Raw genomic sequence first — 22,722 nt, 5'->3', positions numbered from 1 at the left:
GCGGCAATCTTATACAAAAATGTGTAATCAACATTTCCTGCCAAACACTTCCTTGTAAATCTTCTTAAACTCACCAAGGGTTCCCCTTATTATCGGGTGCTTCGGTACAAAATTACAGCCTTCTTCAGGCTCTACGCTTATCTCAAACGTCCCTATTTCCTTTGCGATTCTTTCTATCTCTACTTTGTCCAGCCCTATAAGGGGTCTGAATATTGGCAAATCTGTTGCAAGGCTTATTATGAGAAGATTGTCCAGTGTTTGAGAAGCAACTTGGCCGAGGGAATCTCCCGTGATTATAGCCATTGCCCCTTTTTCTTTTGCTATCTCAGTGGCCTTCATGAACATGGTGAATTTACAAAAAACACATATCCACTTCTCCTTTTTCAGCTCCACCAATTTATCAAAGACAGGTTTCTGGTATTCAAAAACATCAACGACGATTAGCTCCTCCAAGCTCTCTGGAAAAAGTTCCTTAAGCCTCTGCCAGATTCTTCTAACCTTTTGATAATTGAGTTCACTCTGCTTGAAGTGTATCGGGTATATTGTAAAACCTTTTTTGAGCATTAGATAGATAGCCACAGGTGAATCTATCCCCGAGCTTAAGAGTGCAACAGCCTTCATTGTTCCACCTCCAGGGTCAGGTAGACTATCCGGGCGTTTATGAAAAGTGCCCCTACAAGCTCCGGAATAGCGAGTCCCTCGAATACCCTAGTGAGATAAACCATCACCATAAAAACCGTCGGACTACCAAGAAGCCATATTAGAGCAGATTTCTTTTTTCTCACTCTCTTTAAACCACAGATAAAGATGTCCGCAAAGAGCAGGACATAAAAGGCCAGTGCAAAAAACGAATGGGGTTCATATTCTTCGGGAAAAATTCCCACAAGCAACAATGACACCATCCCGAGGGGAAAAAGGACTGTGATTCTCTTCTCCTTCAGCATTTCAACCCCAAATACAAAGCCAAGAAAGCCGAGAAGAACGAGGAGAGAATTAAAAACATACCCTATAGGGTTTTTAATGGAACCCATATCGCTGAGGGCATTTTCAGTTAAAGAAAACCAAGGATTTAAGTAAATTGCAATAAGGATTCCACCAAAAGTAAGAAACGGAAAGGAGAGCCCCAAAATTCTAACCCACCTTTTCATGGACATCCCCTTTTCTTCGGTTCTTCACCGAAGACTGCTTTGTACAGCTTTTTGAACTCCTCCCAAGAACCCCTTATCACCGGATGTTTTGGAATAAACGGTATCTCATCTTCCGGCAGTGTAGAGAGCTCAAAGGTTCCAATGCTTTTGGCAATCTCCACAATTTCCTCTTTATCCAGCCCTATCAATGGCCTGTAGATTGGCAGATCGCTTGCTTGACTTACTATGTACATATTCTCCAGTGTTTGAGAGGCCACCTGACCTAAGGAGTCCCCCATGACGATACCCTTTGCTCCAAATTCTCTCGCAATCTTGTCGGCTTTTTTGACCATCATGTACTTGCAGAAAACACATGTGTAGTTTTCTTTTTTAAGCTGCTTTAGCGTTTGAATAACCTTCTCCCTTTCCTGCGGTTTAATAACTATTAGGTCACTTTTACCCCCATAGTGGTATTTTTTGAGCTGGTTCCAGATTTTCCTGACCTTCTCAAGGGTTCTCTCCCCCATGTAGATGTGGACAGGGATTACTTCACATCCTCGCTTCATCATCAGAAAAGCAGCGACCGGTGAATCTATACCCCCACTCAAAAGAGCCACGACCTTTCCTTGGGTTCCTACTGGAAGACCACCAAACCCTTGGACTTTATCAACATAAACATAGGCTTTTCCTTCCATTAGCTCTATACCAACCTCGATATCATAGTTCTTTAAATCTACTTTGCACTCTTCGTTTTTCAGTATGTACTCACCAACTTTAGCAGCCAGCTCCTGGCTTTTAAGGGGGAACTCCTTGGTTATCCTCCTTGCGGTTACCCTGAACTTCGGCTCTTCCACTCCAAGTGCCCTCAGCTTTCTCCTAAAAAGTTTTAGAGAAGTTTCATATATCTTCTCAAGCTCTGCATCTATCTCGGCAGAAGGTGAAAGCGAGACTATACCAAAAACCCTTTTAAGAACCCTCACACCCTCTCCAGCCTTGTTTGTCTTTACTATAATTCTGCCGTGCTTTGCAAAGACGTTCTTGTACTCTATGCCCTCACTCACTAAGGCTTCTTTTATGTTGTTGATTAAAATGTTCTCGAACCATCTCCTCGTTTTTGGAGATTTTGTGCCTATCTCACCGTATCTGACTATTATGGCATTTAACATCTTCATCCACCGGATTTAAATTATTTTGAGGATTTTTTCCAGAGATTTTCTCCTCGGTCTGGGGGCTATTTTTTCAGCAGGATACCCTACGGGAACTAACCCCACGAGGTACCAATTCTCGCCAAGTTCCGCCATTTCTCTAAGCTCTCTCTGGTATTTCTCCAAGCTGGTGACTCCTATGTAACATGTTCCCAGGCCAAGTTCCACCGCCTTGAGCATAAGGTTCTCTATAGCCATTGCAGCACTTTCAACACTCCAGAGGAATTCAATTTCCTCGTATTCTTTTCCTTTTAAGAAGCGCGTTTCTCTATCGACAAAAACTCCCACATAAACTGGAGCTCTGTACATCCCTTTTTCAAATATCTTTGTTTTTAGCTTTTCTATTTTTTCCTCAGGTAAACCGTATGCACGATAGTACTCTGCATGAGCTTCGTACATTATTTCGTGGATTCGCTTTCTGATGCTCTCGTCTTTATAAACTACAAACAACCAGTTTTCAAGACCACTTGCAGTAGGAGCCCTTATTGCAGATTTTATTAGGTCTTCTAGCTTTTCTTCCTCTACGCTTCTCTCTTCGTAATATCTCACGGACATCCTGTTGAGTATCGCCCCATCGAGATTCATCTAACTCACCAAAAACACTTATGTTTATTCGGGTTAATATACTTAAGGGAAAAAGAAGAAATCTGAGAGAACAGATTTCATTCTCTGATTATTTTCATCTCAAACTCTTCCACAGGGATTTTGAAGTCTTCCCTGCTGTTGATGTCCCCTCTGTTAAAGAGAACTTCCCTTGCAAGTATCCAGTAAATTAAAGCCAGAGCCTTTCTTCCTTTATTGTTCGTTGGAATTGCCAAGTCCACATAGCTTAAAAGGTTCTCCGTATCGACAAGGGCCACTACTGGAATTCCAATCTCTATTGCTTCTTTCATCGCTTGATGGTCGGCTCTTGGGTCAGTCACTATGAGAACATCGGGTTCAAAGAAGTTCTTAACCTGCGGGTTTGTCATTGTTCCGGGTAAAAATCTTCCCGGTATTGCCCTTGCTCCAGTAACTTCTCCAAACTTCTTAACTGGCTTTTGGCCGTAGAGCCTTACACTTACTGCTAGTATACTCTCTGGATCGAACTTTGCCAAGAACTTTCCTGCAGCCCTGAGTCTCTCGTCTGTTTTCCTTACATCGAGCACGTATAGACCATCCTGCCTAACCCTGTATATGAAGCGCTTCATATCCTTTGTTTTCTGCTGTGTTCCAATGTGAACACCCGCAGCCAAATATTGGTCGAGTGGAACCAAATACTCTTCCATTTTCTTCACCCCTCAAACGTTATTATTCTTCCTCTTTCGCCCAAATCTTCCGCTATCCTAATAAGTTCGTTTATTTTAACAATGGAGTTCTCATGGAGCATTATGGCGGGACACTTAAGTCCCACTGCTAAGTGAGAGAGGGCATCATCAGCCGATTCATACTTCGCCTCTGCCAAAATTGGGGTTATCCTTTCGGATTTGACATCGTTAACCAGATTATAAAGATCCGTGAGAGTGCCTAAGTTAATCGGCTTAATTGAAAGTGCGTTGTAATACCTCCTATCCAAGATGTCTTTTGTTCTGAAAAGATATTCTCCGTCAACAAACACCCCATGTGTTCCTGCTATAAGTTCAAGGAAGAGCTCTTCTTCGCCCAAGGGCTTGATGTAGGAGATGTTGTAATCCTCAACTTTCTGGAGGACTTCTTCGATGTCCATTTCTTTCTTTTGTACTATCCCAAGAGAGACCTCAAGACCAAGTTCATCTCCAACTATCTCTGAAGCTCTTGAGAGCTCTTGAAGGTTAATGCTCTTTACACGCTCCTTTATTTTTGCCATTGCATCCACTACATCTGAAATCTCCATTAAATCCTTAACCAAGACAAGGTACTCAAAGGTTTCATCCTCTGCAAACCGTAGTATCGGAACTGGAAGCTCTGTAGTGAACGTTCCCCCTATGTAACTGTAAAGGGGAATATTTTTGGCGTTTGAAGCTGCTTTTGCCACAGCAACCGAAACGGCCAGAGCAGTATTCGCCCCTATGTGGCTTAGATTTTCAGTCCCATCTATTTCCCAAAGGTAACTGTCTATGAGCTCTTGCTCCTGGGAGTCAAATCCGATAAGCTCCGGTCCTATTATTTCATCGACTTCACTAACCGCTCTGTGGGCTTCCACTATATAGAGGGAGGGATTCTCATCTATGGGGGCAGCAAACCTGCCAAATCCGGAAGTTGTTATAACGTCAACTTCAATTGAATACTTTCCACCCTTGAGGATTGAAATCCTGCCGACTATGTTCTCAATTATTGTCATCCCACATCAACTCGGCCTTATAACTGTTATTGGGATTATACCCTTCTCAAACTCCATTATCGCAGCTTCTAACGGTGTGGCCCCTTCAGGTACGTCAATTAACACGGGAGCCCCCATAGCGATCTGCAGTGCCCTTGCCCCTATTATACGCGCCTTTTCAAATCTCGTGTATCTAAACATTTTTCTCACCCGTGCAAATTTTGGTGGGGCCGCCGGGATTTGAACCCGGGTCTCCGGCACCCCAAGCCGGGAGGATAGGCCAAGCTACCCCACGGCCCCTCCTAAAGAAATGTGGTTTTTCAATATACTCTGTAGTGCATTATCTCATCTATCAATTCAACGTGGCTGAGGAGCATTCTCCTGCAGCAGTACCTCTCGAGGCCAAGCTCATCGAGTACTTTTTCGGGATCTTCCCCTTTTTCAACACGCTCTTTAAAGATGTAATACTTATCCCCAATCACCTTTCCGCATGTGAAACATCTCACGGGAACTATCAAGCGAATCACCTTTTTGGTTTTTAAATTTTAAGGAAAGTTGAGGGAAATCAACGGTAACTCTTTTGCCTCTTTGCCCTTGGACCCTTTGTAGAGCGGTTTGGCTTGTGTGGTTCTGTTCTTCTTGAGTCGCCAACGAGCATAGTCCTGTCATACTTCATAAACTTTTCTTTGAGGTTCATGTCACCGGTCCATTCTACCAATGCCCTCGCTATCGCAACCCTTGCAGCCTCGGCCTGCCCCATGAAACCTCCGCCTTCGACTTTGACGTCAATGTCTACTTTACTAACTATCTCCTCTCCAGCCAAAACAAGTGGCTCCATTATTGTGAAACGGGCTATTTCTGGCTCAATAATCTCAACGGGCTTGTTGTTTATCCTAACTCTCCCTTTACCTTCCTTTATGGTAGCTCTCGCAATGGCAGTTTTTCTCTTTCCTGCAGTTTGAATTATCCTCATTATCATCACCTCAGAACTTTCCACCAAGGAATTTGGCAACCTCTCCAACAGTTACATATTTGGGGGTTTTAAGTCTTGACATATGAGCTTCAGCAATTGTCTCCAGCTCTTTATCTTCAAACTCTTTTGGGATTCCAGCGTAGACCTTTAGTCTCTTAAAGGCTTTCCTTCCTCTGTCAGTCTTCCATGGAAGCATGCCCCTAATGGTCCTTCTAACTATTTCGTCGCTTCTTTTCGGATAAAATGGTCCCCTTCTTGGGTTTGTTCTTGTTCTTAGTTCCGTTCTCTGCTTGTACTTCTCAAAGATGAACTCCCTGTTTCCGGTGATGATTGCCTTTTCAGCGTTAACGATAACCACTTCTTCTCCCTCAAGGAGCATCTTGGCAACTTTTGAAGCAAGCCTTCCGAGTATTAAACCATCAGCATTAATAATCCTCATGGCCCATCACTCCATTATGATTACTCCACTACCCTTTGGATTTCTCTCTACAAGCTCTTCGATTGTTATTGCCTCCCCACCCGCTTGAATGATCTTTTCTTTTGCCTTTTCACTGAACTTCCATGCCGCAACTATGACCTTATGATCCAAGTTTCCAGCTCCAAGAACGCTCCCTGGAACCACAACCATGTCTCCTTCTTTGGTATATCTGTTTATCTTGCTAATATTTACCTCAGCCCTCTGCCTTCTCGGCCTTTCCAAGCGCCAAGCTATGTCCTTCCATATCTTAACATTCTCCTCGTTGGACTTCTTTCTCAGATAGCGAATGAGCCTTCTCAAGTTAATATCAGTTGGACCAGTCCTCTTCATAAGCATTCCTCCTTTTATTTCTCGCACCGAGGGACGGGGTGATCATTATGGTGCGGGGGCGGGGATTTGAACCCCGGAACCCCTGCGGGACGGGACCCTAAATCCCGCGCCTTTGGCCAGGCTCGGCAACCCCCGCGCTATTCGGCTAATTTATGAAGCTCGTTTATAAATTTATCGCTCTTTCTCATTAAAATTTTGAGCGCTAAAGCTACCATTTCCTCAACGGGGAGTTCTCCATTGCTTTCTACCGTAAAGACGAATGTATTTGGCACTACTTCTTCTTTAATTTTATCTCCCAAATACTGATCAAATTCCCTTGGCAGATAAAGGCTTGTTAGAGTAGATATGATAAGCTCGCTCTCGTTTTCTTCGATGGGAAACTTCTTTTTAGTTGCCAGCTCTTTGATTTTTTCCCAGTTAGGAATCCCCTTGCTTACGTGCACCTTTGTGAGATACTTGTAGTATGCAAAGCCGGGCTGCCATTTCGCATGGTCTTTTCCCCTGCCAAGCTTTGCGTATGCGTTAAAAACAAGTCTCTGGCCTTCAGCTAGTTTGACTATTGGGATATCTGGAGTCACGGGTTTTACATCCGGATCGTCACTCTTTAAATCCCCGGAGTAAATTATTGCAGGACCTTCCGCTTCCAGACTTAATGTAACGGTATAGTCATCTAACTCCAAGGCATCAAGCTCAAATCTATCTGAAGGAGTTGTCAAGGGAATTAGCGCCAACCTGTGAGCAATTATCTCATCAAAAAGGGCAGAATCGTTCTCGTAGAATTCCACCTCATCAACGGCAAAAGTTGGGACTTCCCCGATTATTGTTCTTCTAAGCGCGTTTGCAAATGCAACATCAACGCCCTCTAAAATGAACCGTATTGCATTGTCCCTTTTTTCAAGAATTTTTATTTGCATTTTTCTCACCAAAAAAGAGGTTATAAAGGGAAGTCAAACTCTCCTTCCCCTTCTGCCGCCCTTTGGTCTTGTACCATCGTGCGGTATTGGTGTAACATCTTCAACTCTGCCTATTTTGAGCCCTGCTCTTGCAAGAGCCCTAATAGCTGCCTGTGCTCCCGGTCCAGGATTCTTGCTTTTGCTTCCACCTGGTGCTCTAACTTTTATGTGAACGCCAACAATGCCCTTTTCGAGGGCTTCCTCAGCTGCCCTTTTAGCGGCAATCATTGCAGCATATGGGGATGACTCGTCTCTATCTGCCTTAACAACCATTCCACCGCTCCATCTTGATATTGTCTCAGCTCCGGTTAAGTCGGTTATGTGAATGATTGTGTTGTTGTAAGATGCATATATGTGGGCAACTCCCCATTTTTCCTTCTTTTTGATGTTAACTTCCTCACTCATTGTGCCTCACCCTTTTGGGCCTCCTCAATAACCATTCTCTCGGGGTGCTGGGAGTTTGCAAAAGGTGAAGTCTTTGCATAGGTTATGCCATCTTCCTCTTCCTTGAGCACGAGATAGCTCGGAGACCTTATTATCTGCCCATTTACTTCGATGTGTCCGTGAACGATTAGCTGTCTGGCCTGTTTTATTGTTCTCGCCAATCCCTTCTTAAATACCATCGTTTGTAGTCTTCTCTCAAGAATGTCCTCTATTGTAAGGGAGAGAACATCATCAAGGTGAGCTCCCTCCTGGAGCAAACCAAGTCTGGCCAATCTCTGGAGGAGCTGAGCTCTTTCAATTTCTGCCTGCTTACCTCTAGCAGCCAGTAATCTTCTTGCCCTTCTTCTAAAGTTCTTAAGTTGAGTTTCATGCTTCCAAAGCTCCTTCTTGTTCTTGAGGGCATACTTCTGCATTAAAACTCTCTCTCTGTCGAGTCTCTCCTTAATCCAAGGATGAGAGGGAGTTTCGTATCTCTTCCTTTGCCTTTTTGGATCTCCCATCTACACCACCTCACTTCTTCTTTCTGCTAACACCAACTGTAGCTCCTCTTCTGAAGTTTGATCTAGTCCTCTGTCCTCTCACTGGAAGACCAAGTTCATGCCTAATACCCCTATAAGCCCTGATTCTCCTGAGCCTGTTAACGTCCTCACGCCATGCCATGACGAGCTTTGCTCCAGTAAGGTGTAAATCTTTTCCAGTCTCGTAGTCCTTTGGTCTGTTTACTGCCCATGCGGGGATGCCGTGTTTTACTGGATTTTCAAGTACGGCCTCAATGGTCTTTACCTGCTCATCGGTAAGGTAACCTGCCTTCATTTTTGGGTCCAACCCTGCAACTCTGCATACCATTGTTGCAAAGTTTATTCCTATACCCTTAATTCCGGTGAGGGCCCATCTAAGCTGTTTGTGCCCGTCTATATCAACATTCGCCACACGCACGATATGTCTAAAGTCAGCCATTATAAGCACACCTCCACGAGTTAATCCTTCAACGAGGATTTTGGCGCCGGGACGGGGATTTGAACCCCGGCGGGCAAACGCCCACGGGCTCTCAAGGCCCGCGCCATCCCAGGCTAGGCGATCCCGGCATACACCCTAAAGCCCGATCCCTTCGCAATTTCTTTTACTTCCTTGAAGTTCTCCTCCATGAGTCCCTTAATATACTTTGCGCCTTGATTAGTGCGAATGACAATTTGAAGCAATCCTCCATCGTAGAGATGATGGGGTGCATTTATAACTATTTCCCTCAGCACATCCTTCCCAGCATGCACCGGAGGATTCGTTATTATGCTGTGGAACCTTTCTCCCTTTACAGGCTCATAAAGATGGCCCCATCTTACCTCGGCATTCTTAACGTTGTTGATTTTTAAGTTTTTCTTTGCTATGCTCACGGCTCTCTTATTGATGTCTACCATAACAACGCGCTTAACGAAGCGTGAGGCAACTATTCCAATCACCCCATAGCCACATCCCAAATCCAAAACTTCCCAATCCTTGTCTAATATGGCACTCTCAATTAAGAGCTTAGTTCCTAAATCGAGCTTTCCAAAGGAGAAAACCCCGCTCGCTGTGATAAATTTAAAGCGCTCTCCCCTAAGCACTACCTCAATGGTCTTCGTCTTCAGCGGGACGTTGGGCTCTTCGGAGTAGTAGTGGCTCATGGTTGAAAATAGGGGAAGGGGTTTATAAAGGTAAGTCATGTCCAAGAGGTTTCAGCCAGTTATACCTTTGAACCGCTCCCCAACCACAGCAAAACCGTCACTATAACCACCGCAAGCCATATCCATCCGACCGCACCCATCACGTAAAACGGAATGTTCCCACTGCAGATTCCCCAGACTATGAAGCCCGTAAGCACCATGAAAACCGCCATCTCCAGTTGAATTGCCCACGAGATCCTGCTACGGCCTGCGAAAGAATCCCTGAAGGCAAAAAGTAGAAAGAGGTAGATAAGCCCACCAATTATCACCGCGTATGCACCATACTCCATCCAAGACATGCTTTACCACCCTACCACAATGTTCCACATTTAACCTTAATAAACCCAAGTGCATAAACACATACTTGCATTGATGGACAGTATCCATAGCACAAGATCACCTTCTCAAACGAGCTCTGTTTTCTTTTTTCCTCATCTCTACAAAGAGTTCAAGGAGAATCAGCAGGGCAACGCCGATTATTGCCAGATACTTAAGCACGTTCCCCCACAGTGCGAATATCGATGAGAACATCGCAACGAGGCCCGTCAGCTTTATTGATTCCCCTTCTCCCCTAAGGCTGAGCACGTAGAGAAATAATGACACTAATCCAATGACCAGCGGCAATGCTTTGCCCCCATACAGACCATAGACCACTACAACAACCATGAAGGGTACGGGAACCATCCACACCGCTTTCATGAAAGCTCATCCCCAAGTTTCCTCCCAATCCACAGCCTTGGTGGTAGACGAATATTAGGAACGTCCTCAAAAGCTCCTCCTCGAGTATTTTGTCTATGTAACCACCCCCAGGTCTTTTCACCCTATTAGGAGCAACGCCGACATAACGATTATGATCCCAACCACGGAAAGCAACCGGAGGGAAACCCCGAGCATCGCTCCCAAGAGATACCCCTCTATAGTAGGCCATCAAACTCAGATAACCGGCCGAATAACATGTTTGTGCCGTTCTATTGCAACTTTTCCTGATACCCCAAGGATGACCTCGACTGCCATGATTATCAAATGCCACCAAAACAATTAACCCCCAAACACTCACGGGATTACCTCACCTTGGCTAATAAAAATTAAGATTTTTCTTTTACGAGTCGTATTTGGCAACGCTTTTTGTAGTATTTATCAATTCCAAACAAATCAAAACGACGAGAACAAGCCAAAATCAAAGTAACCTAGTGGACAAGTGAACGCGACAAATAGAGAGTTTTTCCCAACTTTATTGGTTCATTAAGTTTTTCCACCATGAATCTTCAACCTTAACCACCCGCCAAGCGTCCCGAAGGGGAGGAAAATCGTCGTAAATATGTACAGGAGCCTGAACACCGTTAACAAAGATTCCCTGATAAACGAGGCACTGTAATCCCCAGTGATTATCATCAAAGCTACCATCGCCCCAAATCCATAAAAGATAGCGTAAAACAGGCGCCAGGCTCCGCTTTCGGCGTATTTCTTCTCCAGCAACCCCTCTGCCACAAGTTTCCTGGTTATCTTGTAGTCTTTTTCAGACACAACCGCGAAAAGTGCTCCAATCAGCCCACTTAGCACTATGTTGTCAATTACGAACAGGTACAGCCCGGAAGTGACCGCCACAAAAATTACAACGGCCCTGATTTTAAGTATCCGCCCGGATATCACATACTTGTGAGCCATCATGGAATAGTACCAGCTGGCCAAAACAAAAACGTAAAGCGCCATCGAGACGCTCTTTTCCAAACTCACCTCGGAGGAGTATGCAACTGTAAAGAGAAGGAGGGACGTTGAAAGTTCCTTGAGGAAGTTTCGCCAGGAATAGACGACTTTTTCGGGTGTTTTCTTACCCCTCTCATGTAGCATTGCCACGAGGAACAGCACAGACGCGCCGATTATGAACAAAACGCCGAGCACTTTGGCGAGAGGGATGAAAGAGGTGCCCGGTTTTGCAAACGCCGCGTGGATAAGCTCAAATAAAAGCACTCCGAACCCAAACGAAATCAGAACAAAGAGTATAAACCCGATACTTGGAGATTTTAAAAATTGAGACTCTCTCTGCTGTTTATCTGATCTTTTCCAGAAAATATGCGCAGAGGTGTAGAGAAGTGACAAGATGACTGCAAATAAGAAGCTTTCCCCCAATGAAAGCGAAAGGGCGTAGTGGAACAGGATTGCCAGAAAAACTGCCCCAATAAAAAAGTTTAGAAGGAGAAAATGTTTCTTCCCTCTCATCCACATACCACCTCACAACCCTAGTTCCCATCGGGTCGTTAGGTACTTAAATTTTTTGAGTGATTGGTGGTTGTTGTGAATTTTCAGGAGGAAATCTTGCTTATAAAATCCGAGATTTACCCAATAATCAGCGAACGAGTGTTAGTTTGAGGGGTTTGACTGTCAGGATTTTAGGAGCAATTCTGGCAGTTAATCTTGATGAACTGTACAACTTCACAGGTGGTGGGAACTAGGGTGAAGGGATTTATTTGGAAGAGATTAGCCACTCTTCCCACTGGCAACTCCTTTGGTCTCCTGACAACCCACATCTCCATAGGAGCAGGCGCGTCTTGGCGTCGATGACAAGTTTGAGGGTGACATCTTCAGTTTCTGCTTTCACTATAATACACTCCCTCCCATTTATAGTCCTCACATTCTCCACAGTGAGATTGGCGCAGCATAACCTGAGTGTATAGCCCTTTTCAGCCTTCAGCTGCTCGAATACGGGAGAATAGGGATACCCAATCCTGAAAAGGTCAACCTCGGCCCGCTTTCCCTTAACAAAGATGGAACCGTCCGGCTGATATATTATTGGAGTTGAATTAGCTATTTCAGCATGAGTAGTTCCTTCATAAAGTGAGTAGCTCGGTTGCCACCACTCCGTCCTGAACCTCTCAACCATGATAATATCGTTTCCCTTCCTGGATATCGTAAAGATTCTCGTCGAGTTTTGAACCAATTCCCCATTGGAATATTCGCGCGACCTGTACACAAGTGTCAGGTTTGAATTGAGAGGCTTAAGGTTAGTGGCGTTGAACTTTATCTCGGGTTCCACCATATTGCCAGAACTCCGGCCGTGGAGGTAATACGTCCCACCAGCTATCAACAGAAAACAGATAAGAAGGGCGAAGTACAGAGTCTTAGAACGCTTCACGCGGATCACCTCAGCATTTATCGTGCCAGCGCTCCACAAGTTATTATTGGCGTTATTTCTGTTTGTTTAAGGGCCGAGCAACGAGCGTTAGTTAGGTACACGCTGAGCAGGAGTCTATTTCTGATGATTTTCAACTTTGCCTCATCAGGCAGTCTGCAGAACGCCCTGGCTTTTTTGATATCTTCCTTTGTGAGGCCCTCACGGAGCATTTCTTCGTCACTCATGGTACAAAGTTCACTGTTGAACTCCTCAACTATCTCGCTCGAGTAACCTTCAATCATTGCCATTGTGGTTTCATTAAGCTCTATCGGAGGGAGGTCTTTCTGGAGTTCTAGAGCCCAGTATGCCTCTTCGGGCTTCAATTCAGTCGTATTTCTTGCCCCGTAGGCAACGTTGAAGCCCGGGCTTAGGGGTATAGCTAGCAACACTACCCCGCAAACCTTTTTGGCCCAATCCTCCACAGAGGACACCTTTGGAGATTATTACTACATGTAACGTTAAAATCCTTAAAAGCTTTTCTTTTATTAGTTGAATTAACTAAAGTTTTTTTCGTAAGGTTTTCAACTTACAACCATTAAAATCCGAGCTGATTCAAACGAAAGAAGCCAGAGTAAAAGAGTGAACAAAAGAGCACAAACAATCATTTTATGGGATCCAAAGTCGAAGCGTAAGGGGTGAAGCCCTCCTAGCAACCTTTGCTTACGCAAAGCTTGACCAAACAATTACTGTTAAGAAGGGCTGAAGAGAGTTTGTACGTGCTGTTTACGGGGCAAGTTTTTAGGGCTTTCCTTTTTAATGGGTTTACTATCTCCTGCGCCCTTCGGGTGCTTATAAAGAAACCCCCTTGTGAGGAAGGGAATTTTAAGGGAAAGCAACAAAATAATCGCCAAGAGAAAGAACACGTGCCAACTTTGATGAAACTTTGCTTAGCAAAGGTTCTACCACATCTTCGGGTACCAGTCCCTCGGCATGAAGACCTTGTCGACATCGACCGCTATTCCCTTACTCTTCTGGAGCATCTCACCGCTTGTCATCATGGCCTTTCCAAGGGCAACAAGCTCGTCCTTGAGGGTCATTATCGCAACGAGATCCCCATGCTTTATGCCCTTGTGAAGCTTAACAATTCCGGGAACGGCAAGGTCTGCTCCATGGGTTACAGCTGCAACTGCAGAGTCCCTAATCCACACTTTGGGTAAATGTTCAACTGCTTTCTCCATCGGCTGAATTGCCTTTCTGAAGTACTCTTCAATACCGTCCTCTTTCCAGAAGTAATAAGCATCTATGAGGTCATGCAGGGTAACAAGGGTTTCATCTTCCTTGAACGGTCCGCTTCTTGTTCTTCTGAGCTCAGCCATGTGAGCACCAACTCCCAAGGCCAGACCAATGTGATGAATGAGAGACCTTATGTAAGTGCCAGCCTCAACGCCGACTCTAAACAGAATATCTTTGCCATCTATTTCAATTATCTCAATGTAGTAAACTTTTCTTGTCCTGAGTCTTCTCTTAACGGCACTCCTTAGAGGAGGCCTTTGAATTATCTCACCTTCAAACTCCTTCATAACCGCCCTTATTTTCTCCTCTGGAACCTCCCCGTGGAGATGCATAAGAGCAACATACTCTTTACCTGCCGGTAAAAGTGCCTGAACAACTCTTGTGGCCCTTTCCAGAGCTACGGGCAAAACTCCAGTAACTTTTGGATCAAGAGTTCCACCGTGACCAGCTTTTTTAAGGTTCAGAAGTTTTTTAATCCATGCAACCACTTCATGGCTTGTAGGTCCGGGAGGTTTGTCAAGGTTTATGACCCCGAATTGCATGTGCATCTCAATCGGTCTTTTTTCTGGAGGAAGGCCCCATTTTGAATTGGTCTCGGCGTTTTCGTCCCTAACAACAACCTCTCTCTTAATATCAGCCGGGAGCATTAGCTTTCTCTCTCTTCTCTTTTCTTTCGCCATCGGTATCACCCAATGAGCGTTATCGAAGTTAATACCCCTCTTCCCTTTATAAAGGCTTAGGCGGAGCAGTAAAGTTATACTTGAAAAACCTCAACAACATGATAACTCAAAAAGTCTCTGATTTCGGGAGTAAGATTTATTTTGCTCACCTATCTTTACTTTAATACTCGACTCGGCAATTCAACCGAATAGTTCCAAAAGACAACACTAAAACCCCTGACGGTTTTCACATAAATAAGTGAGAAAATAAATAAGTGAAAATTGCTTATTTGAAATATTTGCCAAAACTACGGTGTAATAGGCTAATCCCTACTATCGAAAACACAACAAAAGATATCATTTCAGAAATAGGAATTTCTATCCCAAATAATATATTCCTAATTAAATCCGCACCAAATGAAATTGGATTAATTCTTGCTAATGTTTTGAGAACAGCTGGCATTAAGCTTACCGGATAATATGCGGTACTTATAAATATCATCGGCAAAAGGAATAATGAAGTTAATGAGTTAAAGCTTTGTTCTTCCCTCAAACTTGCTGCAATCCCCATCATAAATATTCCTACCGCAAAACTGCTAGAAAAAATTGCTAAAAATAAAACTGGAATATTATCAATTGATAGATATAACTCAGAACATATTGTTAATTTTGCAAGTAATAGGAACATTAATGCGTTAAAAGCTGAAAGTAATGAATGAATCAGTATTTTTACAAAAGGTACAAGCGATTTATTCATAGGAAGTGAAAGAAGGTCAAGTAAAGCGTGAGATTTTCGTTCTATAAATACTCTAGTAGCAGAGTTCAGTGATGAGTATATTACAACTAACATTATTATTCCGGGCAATATATAATTTAAATAAGATACCCCATTTATGGATGGCATGCCCTTATTCAGAGTATATCCAAAAACAAAAAGGTACATAAGAGGGGACAAAAAGGACGCTATCATAAAACCTACACTTCTTTTGTAGCTTAGAAGTTCTCTTTCAATTAATATTAATGTTTGCCCCAACATCACTTTTCTCCCTCCACCAATTCTACAAATATTTCATTCAAATCCTTTCCAGCATATCCTATTTCCTCTACTATACATTCTTCAAATAGAGATGCTAGTTCAGAGATTTTATATTGTGTGGGCGTCTCAAAATAAATTTCATTATTCTCCACTCTTGTCACGTTAAATCCAAGAACTTTGACCTTTTGAAGGAATTGTTTAGGAAAACCACACTTAATTCTATACAGCCGATCTATTCTGAAGTTACTCTTTAGATCAGATAACGCCCCATCAAAAATAATTTTTCCATTTTTTATAAAAATTATTTTATCACATAAATTTTCAACATCTTCCATATTATGAGTAGTGAGTATAATCGTCTTCCCATCCTCTTTTAGCGTCTTTATTATATTCCAAAGTTTTAGTTTAAAACTTGGATCACTTCCAGCAGTAGGCTCGTCTAAGATGATAAGCCTCGTACTTTCTGTTACACTAGCAAGACATCTTGCCACTTGAACTTTCTTTGCTAGACCTGGGCTTAGCTCCAAGAACAATTTTCTTCTATGTTCCTCAAGATTGAATGACTTAATATATTCTTCAGTTTTTATCTTTGCTCTTTTTTTAGGTATCCCCCTAAGACGTTGGTATAGATAAATATTTTCTTCAACAGTTAAAAAGGGATCTCCCGTAGCTTCTTGATGAGCAACAGCAATAAGTTGCTTAGCTTCAGTACTCTTTTTCAATACATTCATTCCAAATATTTTAACGTATCCGCTCCAGGGTTTTAGAATTCCTAATAATGTCAATATTGTTGTAGTTTTACCTGCACCATTGGGACCCAAATACCCAACTATTGTACCCTCGTCTATATTGAAACTTATCCCCTTTAGAATCTCTGTCTTTTTGTACCCTACTACTAAATTAGAGACTTCTACAGCAGCGTTCATAAATTATCACCTATCCGGATCTTTAAAAATTCCAGTGTAAGATCTTTATATAATTCTAAAATTTCTTTAGTAATATAAGAGCACGTTCTGTTGCGCAATTTCTCATCTCTTAATAATCTCAATGCAGTACACCCCCCTCCACAAAGTAGTGCATATGAACATTCTTTACAAGGCAGAGTTAATATACAGGTTTCTCTCCATTTTTTAAATGAATCATAAAATTGCAAATTTGGAATAAATTTCCCAACAGAAAATTCCTTTATGCCTACTACCACATCACAAGGATATATATCGCCATATAGATCGAAAACATATTGGTTTATATTAGCTTCACAATGTCTAAATTTGGGGAAGTATACGTTATTTTTATTGATTAAGTAATTTAATGACATTGCAAATGAATGGCCAGTAATTATTACCTCTTTAATCATCGAGGGGAAGTTCCTAACAAGGTACAATAGAGATTCCAATTCATTTTTTATACCTTCGGTTAATAAAGATTGATCAAGGTAGTTATACACTGACATAACATACAAGTGAACGTTTTTTCTCTTGAGAATACCAATCTCTTTTAAATAACAGTATAAATTATACACTGAGTTCTCTTTTCCTCGATGAACATGAATTCTTAACGCTATATGTGTCTTAGTGCTTATCTCATCAAGTAGAGAGCATAGATTATTTATTATAATATCAAAAGTCCCCTTTCCATTTGGGAATATTCTATATTTATCATGAGTGCTCTTATCTCCATCAAATGTAATCTGAATTGAATTAAATTCTTTAAGTAATGAAAGATAATGTGGTATTCCAACACCATTACTTACAACATTAAGAGCTAAATTTTGTTCTCTGCTTTCTTTTACTATTTGAGCAATAATATCAAATTCTCTTTTAATTGGAAGTAGTGGTTCACCCCCGAATATTGTTAATATAGACTTTACATTTGATTTCTTTGCAGCTTCTATTAGGTTTATTGCATGAAATAATTTCGATAAAGCTTTTTCAGAAATAAATTCAGGATCTTTTTTGATGCCCTTTTCATAGCAATATGTACACGTTAAATTACAATAATATGTTGGGATTACCATATAATGAAGTGGTAATGATTTCTCCTTTCTTATGAAATCTAAATATGCTCTCTCAACGTCTTTATTAAACTCATCTTCCGAACGGTATAACAACTTATTTTTTAACAAATCATGTATAGTATCACTACAACTTGAGTTTTCAGGATTGAGTAGATAATAGTATTCATTTCTCTTTAGCTTGTATATCTTGCCATGTAACGTATCCAATATAATGTAATTCCCTTCCTCTACGGGAATCTGAACCAAGTACTTATTAGTCTTCATAGCCATTACCCCATAAGCTTGTAATAGTTATCTATGAAATTCAGTTTTTCTTGCAAATTGGGAGTATTGAACCAATAAAACGAGACGTATATTGGAGGATGTTTTAAAATTTCCTCAACAATTTCTTGAGGTAAGTCTTGAGTTGATAATATAGTGTGCGAATATATGTTAAAGTATAATGGTTTTATTATGTCGTTCTCATATTTTTTCCGCAGTTCTGACATTGGTAAAGGTGCTAATCGTGAAAATCTAGTTTGTACCCCAAAATAATCCAAATATGTTATTGCATAAAAAGTTTTCAGGAAATCCTCGAAGTCTTCAAATGGATATCCCCAAATGAATGAAGCAGTAACATTTTTAATATAATCTAACGAGTTTATTACTACCTCTATAGCTTTGCCTATTGTAAAACCTTTATTTATTAAACGTAATATCCTATTACTCCCTGATTCAATACCATAAAATATCCCCTTACATCCAGAATCCATCAATGAAGTAAGAACATTATTATCTACTAAGTTTACTCTACCGAAGCAGGCATATTGTATGTCCAAGTCTGATTTCTGTATTTGCTCAGTAATTGAAAGAACTCTTTGTTTATTCAATGTAAATGTATCATCCGTAAAATGAATGTTCTTTACCCCATAATTTTCATTCAATAGTTTTAACTCCTCAATAACCCTTGAAACTCCTTTATAGATAACTTTCCGACCCCATAAGGGAGCCACATCACAAAAAGTGCATCTAAATGGACATCCACGAGATGTGTCTACAGTGACTTGATAATATTTTTTAAGGTTTATAAGATGATAAGCTGGAAATGGCAAAGCATCTAAGTCCTGAATCCTTTCTCTTTTTGGGGTTACTATAACCCTATCTCCATGCTTAAATGCAATCCCTTTTATATTAAGCAAATCCCTAGGAGTATATGAAATACCATTTCCTATAGTCCTCATTAACTCAAGTAGAGTGTATTCCCCTTCTCCAATACAGACGATATCTACACTGTCGTATGTGCTAAGCAGATTGTAACACACCTCTGATGGACCAGGCCCCCCAAGTATTATAATCTTTTCTGGAGTAATAGATTTTGCATATTTGGTAGCTAGCATGACCCATGGCAGTGAGTCCGTCATACATCCAATACCAACTATCTTCGAGTCAATGTTAGCTATAGTCTCACCAAGATGTTTATACCCCCATTTGTGTTTATAAAAAATATATTGGTAATCAATAACATCAACATCAAAATTATATTTCTCAAGAGTACCAGCCAGATATAAAATTCCAAGCGGAGTTTGAGGTTTAGACGATGATGAAACTACATTTATTAAAGTAATATCGGGCATTTGCTAAACCTCCTGCTTATTATTCTTTAAAAAGTTGAGATATTTCAAAGCTTGTTTATCAGCAGGATTGAGTTTCAAAGCATAATGGAGGTATTTGTGAGCTGTATCTAATTTATTATCCTTTAGGTATATTATTCCTAAGAGAACATAAGATTTTGAGTAGTTTGGACTTAGAGCTATTGACTTTTTCAAATATGTTATAGCGCTATTGTAGTCCTCAAGGGAATAATAGGATAATGCAATTAAGTATAATAATTTAGCCCGAATAAAATCTGAAGTAGGAGGTAACGAGGACAAAGCCTTGAGATAAGACGCAATAGCCTTTTCATATTGTCCTATGTAAGATTCTAAATTACCTAGTTCAAAATAAAGTTTCCATACACTATCCTTATATTTAGCTAAATACATAGAAGATTGAAAAACTTCTTGGAGTTGCTTCTTAAAAGCTATAGCTTCACTTATTTTGTTGTGCAATATTAGGATTCTGAGATATTTAGCAAAGAGAAATGGTGGAATATCATGTTTTATATATTCCTTAAAAACTCTGTTTAGAAGTAGATTACATTTCTCAAAATCTTTTTGTAGAATATAGACATTAAGTAATTTATTAATTACTTTTAAATTTTTTGGATCTTTTTCAAACAACATTTTAAGGTATCTTTCTCCTTTCTCTACATCACCCAGACATAATAATAAATATCCTTTGCAATATATATCCCCATCAACGTCTTTTTTTGGTATATCATCTCCCAACTTATCTAGGTACCCTTTAATCACTTTTTGCCCCCTCCAAGTGAAGTTAAAAAATAAAATAATAAAATTCAGTCAGAATCTGTACTTATAAATGCCCAAACTTGGAGACAACACGTCAATAATGTGGCGTCGTTTAAAGTTTCTGTAATGGCAGATTTGACATCAAACTCTTCCAACTCTTATCACCTCCGAAAATTTTACATACTCAATAAGTTGTTTTTATATTTAAAATTTTCTTAAACTTTTAGTTCACATCTAATGGTTTTTTTTCTCTCAAAATAAAGTAATTCTCTAAAGACTTCTTTTTTCAAAATCAAGAAAGTATGAAAACTTTTAGAGTGTTAGTAGTAATTCCTAAGAACTCAACACATAAACAAAAAAATATTCAGAGCAATATATAATAAAAAGAAAAACAAAAATTTCACTCTAAACTTATTCCCGCTTTTTCCAAAGCTTGCTTAACAGCCTCGTCGTCGGCGCCTCTCTCAATGTTAACCTTCTCTGGGAGAGGCTCAAGGTGCTTGATGTTCATTCTTCTTCTCTTCACCTTGTTTAATCCAGCGCCGGTAACGAGGACGAAGTTCTTGTCGATTATGTCAACAACAACTACCTTTTGTCCAGCCCTTCTTCCGGCAATAACTACGGCCAACCTTCCAACATCGATTGCTGGCATTCATCCCACCTCCATCTTTTTTATTTCCCCGTGTCGCCATCGGGGTACAGGTGGTCGATGGCGGCCTTCACAATGGCGAAGACCCCATCGGGACCCCAATTGGCAGTGTTAATAACCAAATCATAAACTGAGAGATCGTTAATGTCAATCCCGTATAGGTTTAAATATCTTTTCCTATTCTGCATTTCCCTCTCGGCAATCTGCATAAAGGCTTCCTCAACACTTATGCCCTCTCTCTTTGCCACACGCTGAGCCCTTACTTGGATCGGTGCATCAAGCCATATCTTTAAATCAGCATTTTTTACCATCCATCCAGCCAAACGACCCTCAATAACCACGTTGCATTCTTTTGCCGCCTCTACTTGTCTCCTGTCAACTTCTCTATCTATTTCTGGGTGCATTTCAGCATACTTCTGGAATTCCTGAAGGGACATACCCATCTCTTTTGCCATCTGCCGAAATATTAGGCCAGCGTAGACATGCTTAAATCCATAATGCTTTGCCAGATTTCTGCAAAGGGTTGTAGTACCACTTCCTGCCAATCCGCCCACTGTAATCACTAGACATCCCTTGGGCATGTGCATCCCTTTCGTTCAAGCTTAGAGAGCAGCCCTCACCTGAGTCTTCATAACCCTGCGCATGCAGCTTGGGCAGAGGTGTGGCATAGGTCTCTCAGGTCTCTTCTTGGTCTTGGGGAGCTTTCTTAACTCACTTGCCCTGCCCCTTGGAATTCCGTTCAATGGCCTTCCGCACATTGCACAGTGTGCTATCTTTGGCTTCTTTTTCTCAAAGTGTATTACAGTCCTTCCACCCGGAGTTCTAACGTACTTTCTTCTCCATGATCTTGACCTGTACATTGGTTTCATATTTCTCACCCCGCTTAGCTTTTTTGTGCAGCATTTTTAAATTTAACTAATATGAGTCCAAGAGCTTTCTTAAAACCTGTCCGACAATCATTGATGTTAGGATGTACCATCCGATATAGCCCAATTCGTTGGCTTGAAGGGAAGAGTGATAGAATCTATGGAACCAGTCAAAGAGGAAAAAGTTGAAGGGTGACTTTACAATTGCCGTCTCAACGTACCACCTCCTCATCCACCCGAAGAATACGAAGAATATCGGCATTGTGAGGAGCATTGGTTTAAACATTGAATCTTTTATAACTTCATTTTGAAGCTTTAAAAGTTCCAACTGCTTTTGTTGAAGCTTTCTTAACTTTTTCTCGTCCTTAGCTTTTTGAGCCTCTTTCCACTCCTTCTGAAATTCCCTGCTCATTTTTTGCAGTCTTTTCATTTTTTCTTGGTCTATCAGCATGTGATTAACTAATGTGAAGAAGGCGCCGAGTATAATTCCCGAAATTGTTACTACCCACATTGGGTGAGCATTGGTAACTAAAGGACCAAACACCTTGTCAAGTGCAAGGTATATTCCCTCAAGCATCTTCCTCCACCGCCAGATCAAGTATTTTTACCAACTCATTAACGGCCTCTTCCAGACCTTTATCCTCATGATTTTCAATTATCTTTATAAGTGCATTGGAATGCATTGCATAACTTATTGCGGCAGCCCTATTTAAATCCTGATGTCTCTGAATTTGTTCCTCAGTTTCAACATCTCTATCCCTCTTTAAATCCCTCAGCCTTCTTCCCAGTATTTCGCTGGGAGTTGCTTCGATTATAACAACAAATCTCGGGTTTATGATCTCAATTACCTCCTTGGGAAAGCCAAGCATGTACCCTAAGGGTGTTTTTATTGTGGCATGGGTATCGAGTAGTACGGGTTCTTCTCTGGATATCTCCAGAATCCGTTGAGCAGCTTTGAGCTGTAGCTCTCTCTGCACCCTTAAACTCAATTTTCTCATTTCGTCTCTATGAGTAACCAGCTTGGCCTTGAGAGCTTCCTCAAACATTATATCACCAAAGTTAACTACCCTGAATTTTGCCCGAGTTCTTTTCAATGCCAGTTTCGTGATTGTGCTCTTCCCCACTCCCGGAATTCCAGTAATGACCACTACAAATGACATATTCTATCACCTGATCAAAACTCGCACTCCAGAGACTACAAAGAAAAATTGGTTTATAAGG

At 41.3% G+C, this 22,722-nt stretch carries 32 protein-coding genes, 3 tRNA genes and 1 pseudogene; 1 reads left to right on the top strand and 35 read right to left on the bottom strand.

Going from position 1 to position 22,722, the window contains the following annotated elements; translation table 11 throughout:
• Positions 1 to 27: 27 nt before the first annotated feature.
• The 22 genes from ADU37_RS01370 to ADU37_RS01270 form a co-directional block, all read right to left on the bottom strand.
• Positions 28 to 621, bottom strand: coding sequence for a 7-cyano-7-deazaguanine synthase (locus ADU37_RS01370; protein ID WP_058945943.1), 594 nt, complete (start codon positions 619 to 621; stop codon positions 28 to 30).
• Positions 618 to 1,148: a DUF998 domain-containing protein gene (locus ADU37_RS01365; protein WP_058945942.1), complete on the bottom strand. Its 531-nt coding sequence runs from the start codon at positions 1,146 to 1,148 to the stop codon at positions 618 to 620. The genes ADU37_RS01370 and ADU37_RS01365 overlap by 4 nt, the downstream gene beginning before the upstream one ends.
• Complete coding sequence (gene thiI, locus ADU37_RS01360) at positions 1,145 to 2,293, bottom strand: tRNA uracil 4-sulfurtransferase ThiI (RefSeq protein WP_058945941.1); 1,149 nt, start codon at positions 2,291 to 2,293, stop codon at positions 1,145 to 1,147. Before thiI ends, ADU37_RS01365 begins: the two co-directional genes overlap by 4 nt.
• Before the next feature lie 15 nt (positions 2,294 to 2,308).
• Entirely contained in the window at positions 2,309 to 2,917 is a 609-nt protein-coding gene (locus tag ADU37_RS01355; protein WP_058945940.1) for a nitroreductase family protein, read from the bottom strand.
• A 77-nt stretch (positions 2,918 to 2,994) separates the two neighbouring features.
• On the bottom strand, positions 2,995 to 3,600 hold the full coding sequence (rpsB, locus tag ADU37_RS01350; RefSeq protein WP_058945939.1) for a 30S ribosomal protein S2: 606 nt from the start codon (positions 3,598 to 3,600) through the stop codon (positions 2,995 to 2,997).
• A 5-nt stretch (positions 3,601 to 3,605) separates the two neighbouring features.
• The gene (locus ADU37_RS01345) at positions 3,606 to 4,631 is read right to left on the bottom strand and encodes a hypothetical protein (RefSeq protein WP_058945938.1); all 1,026 of its coding nucleotides are present in this window, start codon (positions 4,629 to 4,631) and stop codon (positions 3,606 to 3,608) included.
• Between the two features lie 6 nt (positions 4,632 to 4,637).
• Positions 4,638 to 4,811 carry a DNA-directed RNA polymerase subunit K gene (locus ADU37_RS01340; protein WP_004068743.1) on the bottom strand — a complete coding sequence of 58 codons (174 nt, stop codon included), beginning with the start codon at positions 4,809 to 4,811 and terminating at the stop codon, positions 4,638 to 4,640.
• Between the two features lie 21 nt (positions 4,812 to 4,832).
• Positions 4,833 to 4,910 (bottom strand) — tRNA-Pro (locus ADU37_RS01335).
• Positions 4,911 to 4,930: 20 nt separating this feature from the next.
• Positions 4,931 to 5,128 carry a DNA-directed RNA polymerase subunit N gene (locus tag ADU37_RS01330; RefSeq protein ID WP_004068745.1) on the bottom strand — a complete coding sequence of 66 codons (198 nt, stop codon included), beginning with the start codon at positions 5,126 to 5,128 and terminating at the stop codon, positions 4,931 to 4,933.
• A 47-nt stretch (positions 5,129 to 5,175) separates the two neighbouring features.
• Positions 5,176 to 5,583, bottom strand: coding sequence for a 30S ribosomal protein S9 (locus ADU37_RS01325; protein ID WP_058945937.1), 408 nt, complete (start codon positions 5,581 to 5,583; stop codon positions 5,176 to 5,178).
• A gap of 10 nt (positions 5,584 to 5,593) precedes the next feature.
• Positions 5,594 to 6,022 carry a 50S ribosomal protein L13 gene (gene rplM, locus ADU37_RS01320; RefSeq protein ID WP_058945936.1) on the bottom strand — a complete coding sequence of 143 codons (429 nt, stop codon included), beginning with the start codon at positions 6,020 to 6,022 and terminating at the stop codon, positions 5,594 to 5,596.
• Positions 6,023 to 6,028: 6 nt separating this feature from the next.
• On the bottom strand, positions 6,029 to 6,391 hold the full coding sequence (locus tag ADU37_RS01315) for a 50S ribosomal protein L18e (protein ID WP_058945935.1): 363 nt from the start codon (positions 6,389 to 6,391) through the stop codon (positions 6,029 to 6,031).
• A gap of 48 nt (positions 6,392 to 6,439) precedes the next feature.
• A tRNA-Leu gene (locus ADU37_RS01310) sits at positions 6,440 to 6,527 on the bottom strand.
• A gap of 1 nt (position 6,528) precedes the next feature.
• Positions 6,529 to 7,314, bottom strand: a complete 786-nt coding sequence (locus ADU37_RS01305; protein WP_203226256.1) for a DNA-directed RNA polymerase subunit D — start codon at positions 7,312 to 7,314, stop codon at positions 6,529 to 6,531.
• 24 nt (positions 7,315 to 7,338) lie between these two features.
• On the bottom strand, positions 7,339 to 7,749 hold the full coding sequence (locus ADU37_RS01300; protein WP_058945933.1) for a 30S ribosomal protein S11: 411 nt from the start codon (positions 7,747 to 7,749) through the stop codon (positions 7,339 to 7,341).
• Positions 7,746 to 8,288 carry a 30S ribosomal protein S4 gene (locus ADU37_RS01295; protein ID WP_058945932.1) on the bottom strand — a complete coding sequence of 181 codons (543 nt, stop codon included), beginning with the start codon at positions 8,286 to 8,288 and terminating at the stop codon, positions 7,746 to 7,748. Before ADU37_RS01295 ends, ADU37_RS01300 begins: the two co-directional genes overlap by 4 nt.
• A 10-nt stretch (positions 8,289 to 8,298) precedes the next feature.
• Positions 8,299 to 8,745, bottom strand: coding sequence for a 30S ribosomal protein S13 (locus ADU37_RS01290; RefSeq protein ID WP_058945931.1), 447 nt, complete (start codon positions 8,743 to 8,745; stop codon positions 8,299 to 8,301).
• A gap of 41 nt (positions 8,746 to 8,786) precedes the next feature.
• Positions 8,787 to 8,873, bottom strand: a tRNA-Ser gene (locus tag ADU37_RS01285).
• Complete coding sequence (locus tag ADU37_RS10880) at positions 8,859 to 9,446, bottom strand: class I SAM-dependent methyltransferase (protein WP_082663069.1); 588 nt, start codon at positions 9,444 to 9,446, stop codon at positions 8,859 to 8,861. The genes ADU37_RS01285 and ADU37_RS10880 overlap by 15 nt, the downstream gene beginning before the upstream one ends.
• 59 nt (positions 9,447 to 9,505) lie before the next feature.
• Positions 9,506 to 9,784, bottom strand: coding sequence for a hypothetical protein (locus ADU37_RS01280; RefSeq protein ID WP_058945930.1), 279 nt, complete (start codon positions 9,782 to 9,784; stop codon positions 9,506 to 9,508).
• A gap of 97 nt (positions 9,785 to 9,881) precedes the next feature.
• Positions 9,882 to 10,184 carry a hypothetical protein gene (locus ADU37_RS01275; RefSeq protein ID WP_058945929.1) on the bottom strand — a complete coding sequence of 101 codons (303 nt, stop codon included), beginning with the start codon at positions 10,182 to 10,184 and terminating at the stop codon, positions 9,882 to 9,884.
• A 543-nt stretch (positions 10,185 to 10,727) separates the two neighbouring features.
• On the bottom strand, positions 10,728 to 11,702 hold the full coding sequence (locus tag ADU37_RS01270) for a hypothetical protein (protein ID WP_058945928.1): 975 nt from the start codon (positions 11,700 to 11,702) through the stop codon (positions 10,728 to 10,730).
• Between the two features lie 137 nt (positions 11,703 to 11,839).
• Between ADU37_RS01270 and ADU37_RS11195 the strand changes: the two are divergent.
• A pseudogene (locus tag ADU37_RS11195) lies at positions 11,840 to 11,935 on the top strand (IS982 family transposase); the annotation flags it as partial.
• An 11-nt stretch (positions 11,936 to 11,946) separates the two neighbouring features.
• Here ADU37_RS11195 and ADU37_RS01265 read toward each other — a convergent pair.
• The 13 genes from ADU37_RS01265 to ADU37_RS01205 form a co-directional block, all read right to left on the bottom strand.
• A complete protein-coding gene (locus tag ADU37_RS01265; protein ID WP_058945927.1) occupies positions 11,947 to 12,615 on the bottom strand; it encodes a hypothetical protein in 669 nt (222 codons plus the stop codon).
• 17 nt (positions 12,616 to 12,632) lie between these two features.
• Positions 12,633 to 13,076 carry a hypothetical protein gene (locus tag ADU37_RS01260; protein ID WP_058945926.1) on the bottom strand — a complete coding sequence of 148 codons (444 nt, stop codon included), beginning with the start codon at positions 13,074 to 13,076 and terminating at the stop codon, positions 12,633 to 12,635.
• Positions 13,077 to 13,553: 477 nt separating this feature from the next.
• Entirely contained in the window at positions 13,554 to 14,567 is a 1,014-nt protein-coding gene (locus ADU37_RS01255) for an RNA-guided pseudouridylation complex pseudouridine synthase subunit Cbf5 (protein WP_058945925.1), read from the bottom strand.
• A 265-nt stretch (positions 14,568 to 14,832) separates the two neighbouring features.
• Complete coding sequence (locus ADU37_RS01250) at positions 14,833 to 15,582, bottom strand: ABC transporter permease (RefSeq protein WP_042699982.1); 750 nt, start codon at positions 15,580 to 15,582, stop codon at positions 14,833 to 14,835.
• Positions 15,582 to 16,508, bottom strand: a complete 927-nt coding sequence (locus ADU37_RS01245) for an ABC transporter ATP-binding protein (protein WP_042699985.1) — start codon at positions 16,506 to 16,508, stop codon at positions 15,582 to 15,584. The genes ADU37_RS01250 and ADU37_RS01245 overlap by 1 nt, the downstream gene beginning before the upstream one ends.
• A complete protein-coding gene (locus ADU37_RS01240) occupies positions 16,505 to 17,863 on the bottom strand; it encodes a radical SAM/SPASM domain-containing protein (protein WP_058945924.1) in 1,359 nt (452 codons plus the stop codon). The genes ADU37_RS01245 and ADU37_RS01240 overlap by 4 nt, the downstream gene beginning before the upstream one ends.
• 5 nt (positions 17,864 to 17,868) lie before the next feature.
• Positions 17,869 to 19,212, bottom strand: coding sequence for a B12-binding domain-containing radical SAM protein (locus ADU37_RS01235; protein WP_042699991.1), 1,344 nt, complete (start codon positions 19,210 to 19,212; stop codon positions 17,869 to 17,871).
• 3 nt (positions 19,213 to 19,215) lie between these two features.
• Positions 19,216 to 19,989 (bottom strand): lipopolysaccharide assembly protein LapB, encoded by a 774-nt coding sequence (locus ADU37_RS01230; protein ID WP_042699994.1) that lies wholly within the window; start codon positions 19,987 to 19,989, stop codon positions 19,216 to 19,218.
• A 397-nt stretch (positions 19,990 to 20,386) separates the two neighbouring features.
• A complete protein-coding gene (locus tag ADU37_RS01225; RefSeq protein WP_042700002.1) occupies positions 20,387 to 20,638 on the bottom strand; it encodes a 50S ribosomal protein L14e in 252 nt (83 codons plus the stop codon).
• A gap of 20 nt (positions 20,639 to 20,658) precedes the next feature.
• Positions 20,659 to 21,216 carry a (d)CMP kinase gene (cmk, locus tag ADU37_RS01220; RefSeq protein ID WP_058945923.1) on the bottom strand — a complete coding sequence of 186 codons (558 nt, stop codon included), beginning with the start codon at positions 21,214 to 21,216 and terminating at the stop codon, positions 20,659 to 20,661.
• 21 nt (positions 21,217 to 21,237) lie between these two features.
• Positions 21,238 to 21,504, bottom strand: a complete 267-nt coding sequence (locus ADU37_RS01215; RefSeq protein WP_058945922.1) for a 50S ribosomal protein L34e — start codon at positions 21,502 to 21,504, stop codon at positions 21,238 to 21,240.
• Between the two features lie 46 nt (positions 21,505 to 21,550).
• The gene (locus ADU37_RS01210; protein WP_058945921.1) at positions 21,551 to 22,078 is read right to left on the bottom strand and encodes a DUF106 domain-containing protein; all 528 of its coding nucleotides are present in this window, start codon (positions 22,076 to 22,078) and stop codon (positions 21,551 to 21,553) included.
• Positions 22,071 to 22,661, bottom strand: a complete 591-nt coding sequence (locus ADU37_RS01205; protein ID WP_058945920.1) for an adenylate kinase — start codon at positions 22,659 to 22,661, stop codon at positions 22,071 to 22,073. Before ADU37_RS01205 ends, ADU37_RS01210 begins: the two co-directional genes overlap by 8 nt.
• Positions 22,662 to 22,722: the final 61 nt, after the last annotated feature.

The organism is Thermococcus sp. 2319x1 (assembly GCF_001484685.1).
Taxonomy (GTDB): Archaea; Methanobacteriota_B; Thermococci; order Thermococcales; family Thermococcaceae; genus Thermococcus_A.
This window is presented reverse-complemented; position numbering and strand designations above follow the sequence as displayed.

Coding starts and splice junctions, on each gene's coding strand:
- ADU37_RS01370 (WP_058945943.1), bottom strand. CDS start 621: ATGAAGGCTGTTGCACTCTTAAGCTCGGGGATAGATTCACCTGTGGCT.
- ADU37_RS01365 (WP_058945942.1), bottom strand. CDS start 1,148: ATGAAAAGGTGGGTTAGAATTTTGGGGCTCTCCTTTCCGTTTCTTACT.
- thiI (WP_058945941.1), bottom strand. CDS start 2,293: ATGTTAAATGCCATAATAGTCAGATACGGTGAGATAGGCACAAAATCT.
- ADU37_RS01355 (WP_058945940.1), bottom strand. CDS start 2,917: ATGAATCTCGATGGGGCGATACTCAACAGGATGTCCGTGAGATATTAC.
- rpsB (WP_058945939.1), bottom strand. CDS start 3,600: ATGGAAGAGTATTTGGTTCCACTCGACCAATATTTGGCTGCGGGTGTT.
- ADU37_RS01345 (WP_058945938.1), bottom strand. CDS start 4,631: ATGACAATAATTGAGAACATAGTCGGCAGGATTTCAATCCTCAAGGGT.
- ADU37_RS01340 (WP_004068743.1), bottom strand. CDS start 4,811: ATGTTTAGATACACGAGATTTGAAAAGGCGCGTATAATAGGGGCAAGG.
- ADU37_RS01325 (WP_058945937.1), bottom strand. CDS start 5,583: ATGAGGATAATTCAAACTGCAGGAAAGAGAAAAACTGCCATTGCGAGA.
- rplM (WP_058945936.1), bottom strand. CDS start 6,022: ATGAGGATTATTAATGCTGATGGTTTAATACTCGGAAGGCTTGCTTCA.
- ADU37_RS01315 (WP_058945935.1), bottom strand. CDS start 6,391: ATGAAGAGGACTGGTCCAACTGATATTAACTTGAGAAGGCTCATTCGC.
- ADU37_RS01300 (WP_058945933.1), bottom strand. CDS start 7,749: ATGAGTGAGGAAGTTAACATCAAAAAGAAGGAAAAATGGGGAGTTGCC.
- ADU37_RS01295 (WP_058945932.1), bottom strand. CDS start 8,288: ATGGGAGATCCAAAAAGGCAAAGGAAGAGATACGAAACTCCCTCTCAT.
- ADU37_RS01290 (WP_058945931.1), bottom strand. CDS start 8,745: ATGGCTGACTTTAGACATATCGTGCGTGTGGCGAATGTTGATATAGAC.
- ADU37_RS10880 (WP_082663069.1), bottom strand. CDS start 9,446: ATGAGCCACTACTACTCCGAAGAGCCCAACGTCCCGCTGAAGACGAAG.
- ADU37_RS01280 (WP_058945930.1), bottom strand. CDS start 9,784: ATGTCTTGGATGGAGTATGGTGCATACGCGGTGATAATTGGTGGGCTT.
- ADU37_RS01275 (WP_058945929.1), bottom strand. CDS start 10,184: ATGAAAGCGGTGTGGATGGTTCCCGTACCCTTCATGGTTGTTGTAGTG.
- ADU37_RS01270 (WP_058945928.1), bottom strand. CDS start 11,702: ATGAGAGGGAAGAAACATTTTCTCCTTCTAAACTTTTTTATTGGGGCA.
- ADU37_RS01255 (WP_058945925.1), bottom strand. CDS start 14,567: ATGGCGAAAGAAAAGAGAAGAGAGAGAAAGCTAATGCTCCCGGCTGAT.
- ADU37_RS01250 (WP_042699982.1), bottom strand. CDS start 15,582: ATGTTGGGGCAAACATTAATATTAATTGAAAGAGAACTTCTAAGCTAC.
- ADU37_RS01245 (WP_042699985.1), bottom strand. CDS start 16,508: ATGAACGCTGCTGTAGAAGTCTCTAATTTAGTAGTAGGGTACAAAAAG.
- ADU37_RS01240 (WP_058945924.1), bottom strand. CDS start 17,863: ATGAAGACTAATAAGTACTTGGTTCAGATTCCCGTAGAGGAAGGGAAT.
- ADU37_RS01235 (WP_042699991.1), bottom strand. CDS start 19,212: ATGCCCGATATTACTTTAATAAATGTAGTTTCATCATCGTCTAAACCT.
- ADU37_RS01225 (WP_042700002.1), bottom strand. CDS start 20,638: ATGCCAGCAATCGATGTTGGAAGGTTGGCCGTAGTTATTGCCGGAAGA.
- cmk (WP_058945923.1), bottom strand. CDS start 21,216: ATGCCCAAGGGATGTCTAGTGATTACAGTGGGCGGATTGGCAGGAAGT.
- ADU37_RS01215 (WP_058945922.1), bottom strand. CDS start 21,504: ATGAAACCAATGTACAGGTCAAGATCATGGAGAAGAAAGTACGTTAGA.
- ADU37_RS01210 (WP_058945921.1), bottom strand. CDS start 22,078: ATGCTTGAGGGAATATACCTTGCACTTGACAAGGTGTTTGGTCCTTTA.
- ADU37_RS01205 (WP_058945920.1), bottom strand. CDS start 22,661: ATGTCATTTGTAGTGGTCATTACTGGAATTCCGGGAGTGGGGAAGAGC.